The organism is Limosilactobacillus caccae (assembly GCF_900156885.1).
In the GTDB taxonomy this organism is placed as follows: Bacteria; Bacillota; Bacilli; order Lactobacillales; family Lactobacillaceae; genus Limosilactobacillus; species Limosilactobacillus caccae.
The window spans coordinates 99357-111669 of sequence record NZ_FTOY01000004.1 but is presented as its reverse complement, the minus strand read 5'-3'; the positions used below and the strand labels follow the sequence as shown (position 1 = coordinate 111669).

At 47.9% G+C, this 12313-nt stretch carries 14 protein-coding genes; 8 read left to right on the top strand and 6 right to left on the bottom strand.

From position 1 onward, the window contains the following. The first annotated feature begins 67 nt into the window (after positions 1-67). Both CZ502_RS00590 and CZ502_RS00585 read left to right on the top strand, forming a co-directional pair. A complete protein-coding gene (locus CZ502_RS00590) occupies positions 68-763 on the top strand; it encodes a 3'-5' exonuclease family protein (RefSeq protein ID WP_076459194.1) in 696 nt (231 codons plus the stop codon). Between the two features lie 98 nt (positions 764-861). Continuing rightward, positions 862-1656 (top strand): matrixin family metalloprotease, encoded by a 795-nt coding sequence (locus tag CZ502_RS00585; RefSeq protein WP_076459193.1) that lies wholly within the window; start codon positions 862-864, stop codon positions 1654-1656. Between the two features lie 190 nt (positions 1657-1846). Here the strand turns inward: CZ502_RS00585 and CZ502_RS00580 are convergent, their stop codons facing one another. The 3 genes from CZ502_RS00580 to CZ502_RS00575 form a co-directional block, all read right to left on the bottom strand. After that, a complete protein-coding gene (locus CZ502_RS00580; protein ID WP_076459225.1) occupies positions 1847-3655 on the bottom strand; it encodes a heavy metal translocating P-type ATPase in 1809 nt (602 codons plus the stop codon). 162 nt (positions 3656-3817) lie between these two features. Beyond that, positions 3818-3949: a hypothetical protein gene (locus tag CZ502_RS10915; protein ID WP_255372227.1), complete on the bottom strand. Its 132-nt coding sequence runs from the start codon at positions 3947-3949 to the stop codon at positions 3818-3820. Between the two features lie 100 nt (positions 3950-4049). Next, positions 4050-4505: an Rrf2 family transcriptional regulator gene (locus CZ502_RS00575; protein WP_076459192.1), complete on the bottom strand. Its 456-nt coding sequence runs from the start codon at positions 4503-4505 to the stop codon at positions 4050-4052. 130 nt (positions 4506-4635) lie between these two features. On the opposite strand from CZ502_RS00575, the gene CZ502_RS00570 reads away from it, so the two are divergent. From CZ502_RS00570 to CZ502_RS00545, 6 genes are all read left to right on the top strand, one after another. Then, a complete protein-coding gene (locus CZ502_RS00570) occupies positions 4636-5532 on the top strand; it encodes a glycine betaine ABC transporter substrate-binding protein (RefSeq protein WP_076459191.1) in 897 nt (298 codons plus the stop codon). Between the two features lie 19 nt (positions 5533-5551). Next, positions 5552-6202 carry an ABC transporter permease gene (locus CZ502_RS00565; protein WP_076459190.1) on the top strand — a complete coding sequence of 217 codons (651 nt, stop codon included), beginning with the start codon at positions 5552-5554 and terminating at the stop codon, positions 6200-6202. Beyond that, positions 6177-6947 carry an ABC transporter ATP-binding protein gene (locus CZ502_RS00560; RefSeq protein ID WP_076459189.1) on the top strand — a complete coding sequence of 257 codons (771 nt, stop codon included), beginning with the start codon at positions 6177-6179 and terminating at the stop codon, positions 6945-6947. Before CZ502_RS00565 ends, CZ502_RS00560 begins: the two co-directional genes overlap by 26 nt. Next, positions 6940-7575, top strand: a complete 636-nt coding sequence (locus CZ502_RS00555) for an ABC transporter permease (RefSeq protein ID WP_076459188.1) — start codon at positions 6940-6942, stop codon at positions 7573-7575. The genes CZ502_RS00560 and CZ502_RS00555 overlap by 8 nt, the downstream gene beginning before the upstream one ends. A gap of 77 nt (positions 7576-7652) precedes the next feature. After that, on the top strand, positions 7653-8081 hold the full coding sequence (msrB, locus tag CZ502_RS00550) for a peptide-methionine (R)-S-oxide reductase MsrB (RefSeq protein WP_076459187.1): 429 nt from the start codon (positions 7653-7655) through the stop codon (positions 8079-8081). Between the two features lie 434 nt (positions 8082-8515). Beyond that, positions 8516-9289, top strand: a complete 774-nt coding sequence (locus CZ502_RS00545) for a (S)-acetoin forming diacetyl reductase (RefSeq protein ID WP_076459186.1) — start codon at positions 8516-8518, stop codon at positions 9287-9289. Between the two features lie 108 nt (positions 9290-9397). On the opposite strand, the gene CZ502_RS00540 is transcribed toward CZ502_RS00545, so the two are convergent. Genes CZ502_RS00540 through CZ502_RS00530 form a run of 3 tightly spaced genes read right to left on the bottom strand, consistent with a single transcriptional unit; the run spans position 9398 to position 12310 of the window. After that, positions 9398-10540 carry an ArgE/DapE family deacylase gene (locus CZ502_RS00540; protein WP_076459185.1) on the bottom strand — a complete coding sequence of 381 codons (1143 nt, stop codon included), beginning with the start codon at positions 10538-10540 and terminating at the stop codon, positions 9398-9400. Positions 10541-10563: 23 nt separating this feature from the next. Beyond that, a complete protein-coding gene (locus tag CZ502_RS00535; RefSeq protein WP_076459184.1) occupies positions 10564-11271 on the bottom strand; it encodes a methionine ABC transporter permease in 708 nt (235 codons plus the stop codon). Then, a complete protein-coding gene (locus CZ502_RS00530) occupies positions 11246-12310 on the bottom strand; it encodes a methionine ABC transporter ATP-binding protein (protein WP_076459183.1) in 1065 nt (354 codons plus the stop codon). Before CZ502_RS00530 ends, CZ502_RS00535 begins: the two co-directional genes overlap by 26 nt. Between the last annotated feature and the right edge of the window lie 3 nt (positions 12311-12313).

Sequence of the window (12313 nt, the reverse complement as noted above, 5' to 3'; positions counted from 1 at the left end):
TTTTGCTTCCGCTGGCAGGCGGTTCATGGTATAATCTTACCGAACATATGTTTAGGGAGGGCATGCCATGGACCAGGTTACACCGATTATTAGTTTTAGTTCCTTCCTGCCGATCACGGAGATGATTATGCAGGCCGATCAGCAGACCGCTGGTGAGGGAGAGTCCCGGGCGTCAGCAGTTAAAAATTTTGACCAGTTACGGAATGTGCTCCGCAGCGACGCCCGGTTGTTAATCATGGACCTGGAGTTTTACCAGGACCCGCAGAAAAATCAAAATTGCCCGGCGCAGATTGCCGGAAAAATGTTTGAAGGCCACGCGAGCTTCAATTATCATTTATTTGGGACCAATATGCCGGCAGAACGACAAGTTGCCTTCTTGCGTCAGTATGACCTGCGCTTTTCGGAGATCGACCGTTACCAAGCGGCGGAGGTAATCCGGCGCATTATGGCCTTTGTTGAGACTGAACAGCCGGACTATATTGTGAGTTGGGACAACAGCACGGACTTTTCGCTCCTCAACCGCGAAGCAAACCGGATGGGCCTTCCCAAAGACCAACGGCCCTGGCGGACAATCCGTCCCCTGGACCTTGAAAAGCTCGTTGCCAAGGAAGTCTGGAACAACAAAAAAGCGATTAGCTTAGAAAAGATGTGCACGTTATTACATTTGCCAGCGGTGAAGCATCACCGTGCACAAAATGATGTAAAAGCAATTGAGCAGATCCTGAAGTTCTATGCATTAGACCTTGGTCGGGAACTAAGTTGATGAAGCGGCTAGTTGATGAGGCTAATCGTTACCAAACCTTAAACTTTCGTTCATGAATTATCCCGATTAGCTTTCTATAATATAAAAATTGAAGGAAGGTGAACGAGATAAGATTCATTTTTCGACTGCTTAAGCGACTTTTTCTTCTCGGGCTTTTAGTAGGTGGAGGATGGCTTTATTTCCATAATCCCCAAGTACAGGCAGTGAGTAACCAGGCAGCATGGAACATCCGTGAGCGGGTAGCCCAGCTAGTCGGTAACGGAAGCGGGACAAGTGATGATTCACAAAACCTGCACTTAGATGATGATAATAACAAGGCGCAGACAGACCAACAGCAACCAACCACCCAGCAGCAGGCAAGCGCAAAGACAACGATGCCCGCGGCTGGCCGGTGGGCGTCAAATACGGCGACGGTGTATGTCAATACCGGTAATCCGACCCTTGATTCTGCCACCGAGGCAGCTATTCGGGCGTGGAACCAGACAGGAGCCTTTACTTTTAAGCGGGTCAGTGATAAGAATAAGGCAAATATCGTTGTCACAACGATGAACCGGTCAGATTCCGATGCGGCCGGGCTAACGCAAACGTCGTCCAACTCGTTGACCCAGCGGTATGTTCACGCGACGGTTTACTTAAATACATATTACTTAACAGATCCAAGCTACGGTTATAGCCAGGAACGGATCATCAATACAGCAGAACATGAACTAGGCCACGCAATCGGTCTTGACCACACGGATGCGGTATCAGTTATGCAGCCGGCAGGCTCCTTCTACACGATTCAGCCAGCTGATGTACAAGCGGTCAACAAGCTATATTCTGCTAGTTCAACTACTGCTAATAATAATTCGCCGACAACGGCAAACAAGACCAGTACTAGTAGTGCAAATTAAAATAAGCTGGGAAAAAAGCTTCTCGGAGCCCCGGTGGGGTAACCTAGGATGGACGTTGGCACGGCACGGGCCGACGGTTGTCCGTAGTTACCCTTGAGGGGCTCGCTGTTTTCCCGCGATTACTATGTAATATTCGGAGATAAAACTAGGGGGTTGGAAAGAAACTATGTTTCTTTCCAACCCCTTTTAGTTAATCATTAACTTTGCGGGCTTTTAGTGCCCACAAGATTGAAACTGTATCGATTACTTCTTGAAGCATCGCCCCAACAAAGGCGGGAATCACTCCGGTGCTGGCAACGAGCATTAGGAAAGTACAGATTGCAATCCCAATCAAGACGGCCTGCTTGGCGATTCGCAATGTTTCCTGGGAAATAATGACGGCCTTTGAAACCCGGGAGAGGTCATCTTTCAAGATCACCACGGTTGCTGATTCACTAGCGGCAGTGGAACCATGCGCGCCCATTGCAATTCCAACGTCAGCAGTGACTAGCGATGGGGCATCGTTAACCCCGTCACCGACCATGAAGACTGGGTGTTTATCAGCAGGCACCGCTTTGAGGGCAGCAATTTTATCCTGGGGAAGGAGGTCTGATTTGACCATCGTAATGCCGACCTCTTCAGCAATTTGGTCAGCGATGGCAGCTTGATCACCCGTAAGCATCATTAGGTTATCAACCCCGTGTTGCTTTAATGTTTCCATCGTTTCCTTTGCTTCTGGCCGTAAGTGGTCAGTAAAGGAAACCGCACCATAGTACTGTCCGCCGACACTGACGTAAATCGCGGTAGTGGTAAGGAGAGCGGCCATGTTTTCCGGTGCCACATACTTTAATTTACCAACCTTTACTTGCTGGCCATCGACAACGGCGGCAATCCCCTTACCGGTGGTTTCCTCAAGGTTATCAACTGGCGATAGTTCAGTTCCTTGCTGGCTAGCATAGGTCAGTAGCGACCGGGCCAAGATATGGGTCGATTGCTGCTCAGCGCTGGCAGCGTAATGAAGGAGCTGGTCAATGGTGATACCATCTGCCGGAAAGACCTTGTCAACGGTGAGTTGCCCGCTGGTAATTGTTCCGGTCTTATCAAATGCCCCGGTCTTAGCTGCCGCAAGCTTTTCGAGTACACTCCCGGTTTTAACAACGATCCCGTTCCGTGAGGCCCGACTCATTCCGGAAACCATTGCCACCGGTGCAGCAAGGATTAACGGGCAAGGTGAAGCGACAACGAGCACCTCAGCGAAACGCTCGGGCTGCCCAGAGAGTGCCCAGGCAAGGGCGGAAATAATAATCGCAATGATCGTAAATGGGACCGCGTAACGGTCAGCAAGGCGGACAAAGTGGGCCGGGGTCGTCTCCGCCTCCTTAACTAGTTTAACCAGTTGCTGGTATTGACTGTCCTTTGCCAGCTTAGTGACTTGCAAGGTAACCGCGTGATCCCCGTTAATCGACCCGGACATAACCTCATCGCCGACTTCTTTGGCGATTGGCCGTGACTCCCCGGTTAGCGAAGATTCGTCAAAGAGCCCACTTCCGACCCTAATGACCCCGTCAACGGGGACGAGTTCCCCGGGCTTGACGAGAATTCGGTCATCTACCTGGACTTCGTTGACGGCAACATCCTTATTACCATCAGCGGTGATAAGGTGGGCGCTTTGTGGTGAGTTATCAAGCAAGGCTTTTAACTCGGTGTTGGCTTTTTTAGCTGCATAGTCTTCCAGTGCGTCACCACCGGTAAGCATCACGAGAATCACCATTGCAGCCCAGTATTCACTAACGGCCAGGGTGGCAACGACAGCCAGGATGGCAAGCAGGTCAACCCCATACTTGCCACTCTTTAAAGTTTTTACCATCCCGATAAACATTGACAAAGCAACGATGGCCCCAGCAAATGTGACGAGAACCTGTGCAGCGAGCTGCAGATGGCAGACGTATTGTAAAATGACGGCCACTGCGGCAATGACGATGATTAAGATTAGTTTTTGCTTGTTAGAAAGTTTTTTCATTGAAATCCCCTCGATTTTTGATTGCCGTAGCATTCCTTTACTCCATTATAAGCTTAGTTAGGAAAGAAGTGGGGATATTCGAACAAGAATGGGAGGGATTATCAAAAATAGCTTTAAAACTAAAAAAGCGCCTGGCAAAACACTCACCAGTCACCTTCTTGGTTAACGCCGATAACGAAAATAAAAGGCAATTGTCACGATTAAAATTAAAACGAGGGCTGCTAAGCGGGGGTCCGCTTTGAACAGTTCATGGATTGCATGAATCTGGCCGACACCTAATGGCGGAACTAACATCTTCTGATCTCCTTTGATTAAGCGGAATAATTCTTAGTTAGGTTAGCATATCAGTTAGTTGCTAGCTAGTAATATGCGTAAGACACTAATAACCGTTAAATTAGTTTTTTTCTTGCTTTGCATGGTCTTTTTGAGCCTGCTTAACAAGAATCGTATCGATTACGTCTTGGATACTGGCCTTAGCTAACTTAGCTTCGGCGGCGGTTTCCGCTTGCTGGTAGAATTCATCGAGGGTTGCTTGGATGTTACCACCGACAATGCATTGCGGATTAGTCTTTTCATCAATCGCAAACAGGTGGACATTGCCCTCGACAGCGAGAAAAACATCGTAAAGGGAGATTGACGACGGTTCCTTCGCTAGCTGGGGGTCAGCTGTCCCGTGGGTGGTATTAATTAATCCGGCTTTTTTTAGCTGGCTCATTAACCGCCGGACAACTACCGGAGAAGTTTCAATACTGCCCGCAATGTTGTCACTGGTCAAGGCGAGTTTTCCCTGGTAGATACTGATAAATGCTAAAATATGGATACTATCACTAAATCTTGTTGATACTTTCATAATCATCACCAGTTTAATTGTAACTAATAAAGTTACATATTTCAAATGCGCTGAACTTGACATGAAAGCAATAGAATAATATATTTACCATTAATGATGAAACTTAACAAGTTACGAATGAGGCAGATAAATGAAAAAACGAAAACGGATAAGCTTGTTATTAGCTGTCGCCTTGCTATTCTTAAGCGTGATGGTGCCACAAAATGCGCTGGCTGCTAGACAGCGACCGATCATCGTCGGTTCAAAAAACTTTACTGAAAGCAAGGTAGTCAGTGAAATCTACGCCCTTGCCTTAATTGACGCGGGCTATAGCGTGATTCGAAAACCAAATATTGCCAACTCGTTCGTGTATCAAGCGGTCAAAACGGGGCAAATTGATGTTTACCCTGAATATACCGGGACGATCGTGGAAACCTACCTGAAGAAAAACGGCAGTGGTAAGACAGCAGCGCAGATGGCCAGAATTGCCCAGCGCGGTGTTGCAAAGGATAAGCTGGTGACCTTTGAGTATGCGCCTGGTGATAACCGGCAAGGGATCGCGGTTAGCGAAAAGGTGGCGAAAAAATACCACCTTAAGAACCTAAGCGACTTGCAGAAGAATGCTAACAAGATCCGCTTTGTTTCCCAGGGTGAATTTGATAAACGGGCCGACGCCTTACCGGGGATGGAAAAGAAATACGGCAAGTTTGCTTTTAAGACGCACCGCGATTATGATGCGAGTTTGAAATACAAGATCATTTCCCAGGGAAAGGGGGATGCGGCCCCTGTTTCAACGACGGATGGCCAGTTAGCGACCGGTAAGTTTCGCTTGCTTGATGATAACCAGCACTTATGGCCGCCATACAATCTAGTACCGTTAGTCAACCGCCAGGCAGCAAAAAACTACCCAAAGATGGAAAAGACGTTAAACCGGGTCGACGCGAAATTAACGACCACGGAATTAACCAGTCTCAATAAAAAGGTTGATGTCGATGGGCAAAACTATAAGCAGGTAGCTAAAAACTGGTATAACCGCAACTTTAAGTGACTATGATGGAGGTGACTAGATGCTTGGTCAAATAATTAATTATTTTCAAAGCGATGGGGGACAATACCTCCACTATGTTTGGCAACATATTGTTCTCTCCGCAACGGCCTTGCTAATTTCAATGGTAATTGCGCTGCCGCTTGGCTATCTTGGCTCACGAGTTAAGACGGTGGCGACTTTTTGTGTTGCCTTTGCCCAGGGATTGCGGATCATCCCTAGCCTGGCATTACTATTCTTGTTAATTCCCTTTATCGGGACGGGGGTAGTTCCCGCCTTGATTGCCTTGGTGGTCTTAGCTTTACCGCCATTATTAGTCAATACCATTTTAGGCTTTAACGAGGTGAGCCCGCTTTATGAAGAGGTCGGCCGCGCATTAGGGATGGACCAGCGCCAGTTGCGACGGCAAATCGAAATTCCGCTCGCCCTCCCGTATATTTTAAATGGGATTAAATTAGCGTTAGTAGAAATTATCGCGAGTGCGACCTTGGCGACGTATATCGGGGCCGGGGGACTGGGCACGTTGATTTTTACTGGCCTCGGCCTCTACGACATGACCTATGTGGTAATCGGTGGCGTTAGTGTTGCCTTATTGTCGTTAATCGCGATGCTTAGTTTTGACTTATTGATTAGGAGGGTTCAGCAACATGACCAAAGCAGTTATTCAATTTGAACACGTCAAGAAGGCCTTTGGCAATGAAGTTGTTATTCCAGACCTTTCCTTTACGGTGAATCAGGGAGAGTTAGTAACAATCCTTGGCTCATCTGGATCGGGCAAGACGACCACCTTAAAAATGATCAATGGGTTAATTAAGCCGAGCGCCGGGACAATTCGGATTGACGGACAAACAATTACTGACCTTGACTTGGTTAAGCTTCGGCGTCATATGGGCTACGTCGTTCAGCAAATCGGCTTATTCCCCCATATGACTGTCGGGCAAAATATTGCGGTGGTTCCACAGATGTTGAAGTGGGACCAAGAAAGGATTGACCAGCGGGTAACCGAACTGCTTAACTTAGTTCAACTTGCGCCTAAAGATTATGTCGATCGCTATCCACAACAGCTTTCCGGTGGCCAGCAACAGCGAATCGGGGTTGCCCGGGCACTGGCGACTAATCCGCCCTATGTTTTGTTTGATGAACCATTTGGGGCCCTCGATGCTCTTACCCGGTTAGAACTACAAAAAGAGGTCAAACGGATTCATGAATCGCTAGCCGATAAAACCTTTATGTTTGTGACCCATGATATTAACGAAGCGTTGTTCCTCGGTCAACGGGTATTAATCATGCATGAGGGACAGATCGAACAATTTGCGACTCCCGAAGAAATAGTAGCCCATCCGGCGACTGAATTTGTTGCCGATCTCTTAGGGACCGTCCAACAAAATCAGAACTTGTGGGGGCATTACCATGATTGAGTATTGGCAAGAAAATGGTCCCACTTTGATTTATGAGACCGAACAACACGCAATCATGGTCCTGACATCACTCGGGCTTGCTCTCTTGATTGCAATGGTGATTGTATTAGTTTTTATGCGCAAGAAGAAGTGGTTGCAGGGACTAGTATATTTCTTTTCCCTGCTATATTCCGTCCCGAGCTTTGCCTTCTTTGCGATGCTATTACCCATTTCTGGCCTGGGAATGCGGACAGCGGTGATTGTTTTGACGGTGTATGCGGAGTATGTTTTGCTACGGTCCTTTATTACGGGAATTCAAGAAGTTGACCCTAATCTCGTGGAAGTCGCAAGGGGGATGGGGATGACCCACCGGCAAGTGTTTTGGCGGGTTCAATTACCGCTAGCCTTACCATCCGTTTTTAGCGGGATCCAAGTCGCCCTGGCCTCGACAATGGCGATGGCAACAATTGCGGCCACCATTAATGCTGGCGGGCTCGGTGATTTATTATTCGAAGGCTTGCAGAGCCAGCAGGTAGTCCCAATCTTATGGGGGACCATTTTGACGATGGGGTTAACCTTGGTATGCGCAGGGGTTGTTCAAATTATTTCCTGGGAAATGACCCACCGGTGGAAGGGGCAACTTGCATAAGGCCAAGCAATAAATTAGCGCTACCGCGGTCAAAACAGTATAATTTAGAATACTAATAGACGGGGAGGCGCTGATTAATGGATGAGCAAAACTTACGTAAACGACTAACGCCAATTCAATATGCCGTTACCCAGGAGGCAGCAACAGAACGCCCATTTACTGGGAAGTATGACCACTTTGATGAGCCGGGAATATATGTTGAGGTGGTTAGTGGTGAGCCCCTGTTTTCGTCGCTTGATAAGTATGATGCCGGTTGTGGCTGGCCGTCCTTTACCAAGCCGATTGAAAAACGGGTTCTGAAAGAAAAACGCGACCAATCGTTTGGCATGGAACGAACGGAAGTGCGGAGTAAGCAAGCTAATTCGCACCTTGGCCACGTCTTTACCGATGGGCCGCTTGACCGGGGTGGCTTGCGCTACTGCATTAATTCCGCTGCGCTCCGCTTTGTGCCAGTTGCTCAGTTGGCAGAAGAAGGCTACGACGAATACCGCGCGTTATTTAAATAAAAATGACTAGCTAACAAAATCCTTATTTGGCGTAGGAATTTGGTTAGCTAGTCATTTTACTATCTAATCGGTAGTCGTTACATCTGGTGCTTACCACCAGCAATTAAATTAGCGGCTGAAGCTAAAACGAGTCCGACAAAACTAACAACAGCAATTACGTTACTTAATAATGACATCATGATAAACACCCTACCTTTCAATAATTCTGTTATCGCTTTCAACACCTCCAGTATAACATTTCTGTGCAAAAAGTAACTATTTTTCAGCTTATATTTTAGTAAGAAATCGGCCCAAATTACTTAGGAGAAATTAATGAAGCAGGGGGCCTTAGCTTAATCTTTTTAAGGCTTTGTGAAAGCTCTTGCAAGTGCTGATCATTTAACCGTATACTAAAGACGATGTGCAAGTTTAAACTTGGAAAGAGGTTTTTCACAATGGCAAATAAAGTAGCTTTAGTAACTGGTGCGAGTCAAGGAATTGGAAAGGCAATTGCTGAACGGCTTGCCAATGATGGCTTTGATATTGCCTTAGTTGCATTAAACAATGATAAGTTAGCAGAAGTCGCTGCTGAACTTGAAAAGAAGGGCGTTAAGGCCCTGCCAATCGTTGCCGATGTTTCTGATCGCGATGCGGTCTTTGCTGCTGTTGACAAGACGGTTAATGAACTGGGTGACTTAAACGTCATTGTTAACAACGCCGGTTTAGGACCAACGACGCCGATTGATACGATTACGCCAGAACAATTCGACAAGGTTTACAGTGTTAACGTTGGTGGTGTCTTATGGGGCATTCAAGCAGCTCACCAGGCCTTTAAGAAGTTGGGCCACGGTGGGAAGATTATCAACGCCACCTCACAAGCAGGGGTTGTTGGTAACCCGAACTTGGCCCTTTATTCCGGGACTAAGTTTGCGATCCGGGGGATTACCCAGGTGGCCGCACGGGATCTTGCGGAAGAAAAGATCACGGTTAACGCCTATGCACCAGGGATTGTTAAGACCCCAATGATGTTCGACATTGCTCACCAAGTAGGGCAAAACGCTGGTAAGAGCGATGAATGGGGGATGGAAACCTTCGCCAAGAACATTGCCTTGAAGCGGTTATCCGAACCAGAAGACGTTGCTAACGCGGTTGGCTTCCTTGCTGGTCCAGATTCTGACTACATTACTGGGCAAACAATTATTGTCGATGGTGGGATGCAATTCCATTAGAAACAGCACGCCCTTAGCTGGCAGTACAATAAAAGAGGATGAGAAAAGTTCATTTTTCTCATCCTCTTTTTTTAGTATTTATCCCCAACCACGGTAGCTATGTCGTTTTTAGGCAAAGTAATTTTGCGCAATTTGCTTGTAAGTATCAATTGTGGCGAGATAACTAGAAACCGTAGTGTATTCGTTGATTTTATGCGCGCGGTTCCAGGCGTCACAACCGAGAATTACGACAGGGAGGTCTGGCCGGTGCAGGGTAAAGATGCTGGCGTCAGTTGCGCCGTTGATAATACTCTTCTTAACGTCTTGCGGGGCATTTGCTTGTGATGAATTAAAGGCAATCTCAACAAAACGGTCATCCGGCGCCGTCGCAATTGGTCGGAAGTTGTGGAAGATATTTAGCTCAAGCTGGTAAGGCGTAGTCGCGTTAAGGTAGTCGAGTGCGGCCTCAAGACGTGCAATGATTTGGTCGTTATTAAAGGCTGCCGTTGGGCGAATATTTCCCTCAAGGGTTGCACTATTAGGGATCATGTTAACCTGGTCCCCACCATTGAAAACAGTAATGCTGTGCTGGACTTTGCCGAGGTACGGGTCATCTGTCCCGTCATCAAAGAGGTGGGCTTCTTCTTCGACAAACTTGATCAAGCCCTGAATAGCGTTAATCCCTTGGCTGGGGTTTGAACTGTGACACGTTTTCCCGGTACTAGTGACTTGATAGTTGATGCTACCGGAATGAGCGAAGACAACGTTACCGCCGGTTGGTTCACCGACGATCAGGGCGGATAAGTCCTTAGCGATTCCTTGCTTTTCTAAGCGGTTGGCGCCGAGGGTTCCTAATTCTTCGCCGGCAGTCGCGATGAAGCGGACTCTCCCGCGCGGTAGTTCGTTGCTTTCAGCAAGTTCAATCAGCGCTAATGCCTGGGCGGCGAGCCCACTCTTCATGTCAGTCGAACCACGGCCGTAAATCCGGTCGCCAACAACCGTCCCGCTGAAAGGAGGGTATTGCCAAGCGTCGAGATTACTAGTTGCGACAGTGTCCTGGTGCCCGGTTAACCCGAGCACGCGGGAGTCGGTTCCCTGACCGATTTCAGCAATTAAGTTGGCACGGTGGTCACCAAACTCGTCAACCCGCGTTGCGATTCCGTGACTTTGCAGCAGGGATTGGAGATAGTGAGCGACCTTGTCTTCGTTCCCGTTAACAGAGTTGATTTGAATCAGGTCCTGCAGTACTTTAATCTTTTCGTTTGCTAACATTGGTAAGCCCTCCTTGATTTTAATTACCGGTCTTGGTGGTTAAGTTTCTTGGCGAGTAGGTCCCCAATTACTTGGATAATTAGCACAAATAAAAGGACCAGCAGAGTTGCGACAAGGGTAACGTCATTGTTGAAGCGGTCGTAACCGTATGAAATGGCAGTGTTCCCGAGGCCACCAGCACCGATGGCCCCAGCCATTGCCGTTAGACTGACCAGGCTAATTAGGGTAACGGTCGAAACCCGGATTAGCTCTGACCGTGATTCCCGTAGGTAAACGTCAACGATGATGTCCCAGTTTGTTGAACCGATGGCCTGGGCGGCTTCAACCTTCCCGTGGTCAACACTTTCTAATGCCACTTGGACCTGCCGGGCATAAAAAGCAAAGACACCGATTGAAAGGGGAACTAAAGCGGCAGTTGTCCCGATCTGGGTGCCGACGATTAACTGGGTGAAGGGGGCAATGAAGGCCAGCAAGATGATAAATGGGATTGCTCGGAAGACAGAGACGACCTTGTCAACGATGCTAAAGGCGATCCGGTTTTCTAAAATCCCTCCTGGTTCAGTGACAACGAGCGCCACCCCGAAGATTAGTCCTAAGATGCCACCAAAGACGGCCGGCCAGAAGGTCATGTAAATGGTTTGGAGAATTGAGGTTCCCCAGCCGTTGTCGCCGCCCCAACCAAGTTGAATTACGTTCGGTATAATATTATTCATTCCAAATCCTCCGATCATCAATCTTTGTTACTGTAACGTTATTATTCCTCAAGAAGTCAATTGCCTGCTGCCGTTTATCAGGAGCGCCCTTAATCACGACGAAGAGGGTGCCGACGGGTGAGCCAGCAAGGACTTCGACGTTTCCGTAGAGCATACTTACTTCTACTTGCAGCTCCTTGTACAGCTCGATGATGATTGACTTTGTAACATTTCCCGCGTCATAAACCAGTTGCAGCAACTCCTGGTCGTCAGCGAGGTGCTCAAGGTCAAATGCCTTCAAGGTGTCGATGGCGGCAAGCGAACCACCAACGAATTGGCGGGTAAGCTCTTGTTGTGGCTGCAAGAATACTTTTTGCAGGGGGCCACGTTCGATAATCTGCCCGTATTCCATCACGGCAATCTTATTGGCAACGCGCTTCACGGCGTCCATTTCATGGGTGATAAGAATGATTGTCAGGTCGAGTTTCTTATTTAAGTCCTTCAGCAGGTCCAAAATCTGGTTAGTATTTTGGGGGTCCAGTGCGGAGGTTGCCTCATCAGAAATTAAGATTTCCGGGTCATTAGCAAGCGCCCGGGCGATGGAAACCCGCTGCTGCTCCCCACCGGATAACTGCACGGGGTAGAACTCAGCCTTATCTTTTAGCCCTACCAAGTCGAGTAATTCTAATGCCTTTTTTTCTTGCGCGTCGTCATCGAGCTTGCTGTGCTTGAGGGCGAACAGGACATTTTCGATTACCGAAGTTTCATTTAAGAGGTTGAAGTGCTGGAAGATCATCCCGATGTTCCGTCGCTTTTCTTGTAACTCTTTGTTGGAAATTTGCTGGCGGTGGTCCTTGAAAAAGGTCGTGCCGTCAATCGTCACCGTTCCTTCGCTAGGCGCCTGGAGGAGGTTAATGGTTCGCACTAAAGTGGACTTGCCGGCACCGGAGTAACCGACGATGCCGTAAATGTCGCCCTTGTTAATCTCGATGGTTACATCCTTGACAGCGTGGACTACTTGCTTGCCCTGCTTAAAAGTTACGCTGATATTACTTAAATCAATAATTGGGTCTGCCATATT

What these genes read in the sequence shown, in the direction of transcription:
- CZ502_RS00590 (WP_076459194.1), top strand. Translation starts at nt 68, where the DNA reads ATGGACCAGGTTACACCGATTATTAGTTTTAGTTCCTTCCTGCCGATC.
- CZ502_RS00580 (WP_076459225.1), bottom strand. Translation starts at nt 3,655, where the DNA reads ATGAAAAAACTTTCTAACAAGCAAAAACTAATCTTAATCATCGTCATT.
- CZ502_RS10915 (WP_255372227.1), bottom strand. Translation starts at nt 3,949, where the DNA reads ATGTTAGTTCCGCCATTAGGTGTCGGCCAGATTCATGCAATCCATGAA.
- CZ502_RS00575 (WP_076459192.1), bottom strand. Translation starts at nt 4,505, where the DNA reads ATGAAAGTATCAACAAGATTTAGTGATAGTATCCATATTTTAGCATTT.
- CZ502_RS00570 (WP_076459191.1), top strand. Translation starts at nt 4,636, where the DNA reads ATGAAAAAACGAAAACGGATAAGCTTGTTATTAGCTGTCGCCTTGCTA.
- CZ502_RS00565 (WP_076459190.1), top strand. Translation starts at nt 5,552, where the DNA reads ATGCTTGGTCAAATAATTAATTATTTTCAAAGCGATGGGGGACAATAC.
- CZ502_RS00560 (WP_076459189.1), top strand. Translation starts at nt 6,177, where the DNA reads ATGACCAAAGCAGTTATTCAATTTGAACACGTCAAGAAGGCCTTTGGC.
- CZ502_RS00555 (WP_076459188.1), top strand. Translation starts at nt 6,940, where the DNA reads ATGATTGAGTATTGGCAAGAAAATGGTCCCACTTTGATTTATGAGACC.
- msrB (WP_076459187.1), top strand. Translation starts at nt 7,653, where the DNA reads ATGGATGAGCAAAACTTACGTAAACGACTAACGCCAATTCAATATGCC.
- CZ502_RS00545 (WP_076459186.1), top strand. Translation starts at nt 8,516, where the DNA reads ATGGCAAATAAAGTAGCTTTAGTAACTGGTGCGAGTCAAGGAATTGGA.
- CZ502_RS00540 (WP_076459185.1), bottom strand. Translation starts at nt 10,540, where the DNA reads ATGTTAGCAAACGAAAAGATTAAAGTACTGCAGGACCTGATTCAAATC.
- CZ502_RS00535 (WP_076459184.1), bottom strand. Translation starts at nt 11,271, where the DNA reads ATGATCGGAGGATTTGGAATGAATAATATTATACCGAACGTAATTCAA.
- CZ502_RS00530 (WP_076459183.1), bottom strand. Translation starts at nt 12,310, where the DNA reads ATGGCAGACCCAATTATTGATTTAAGTAATATCAGCGTAACTTTTAAG.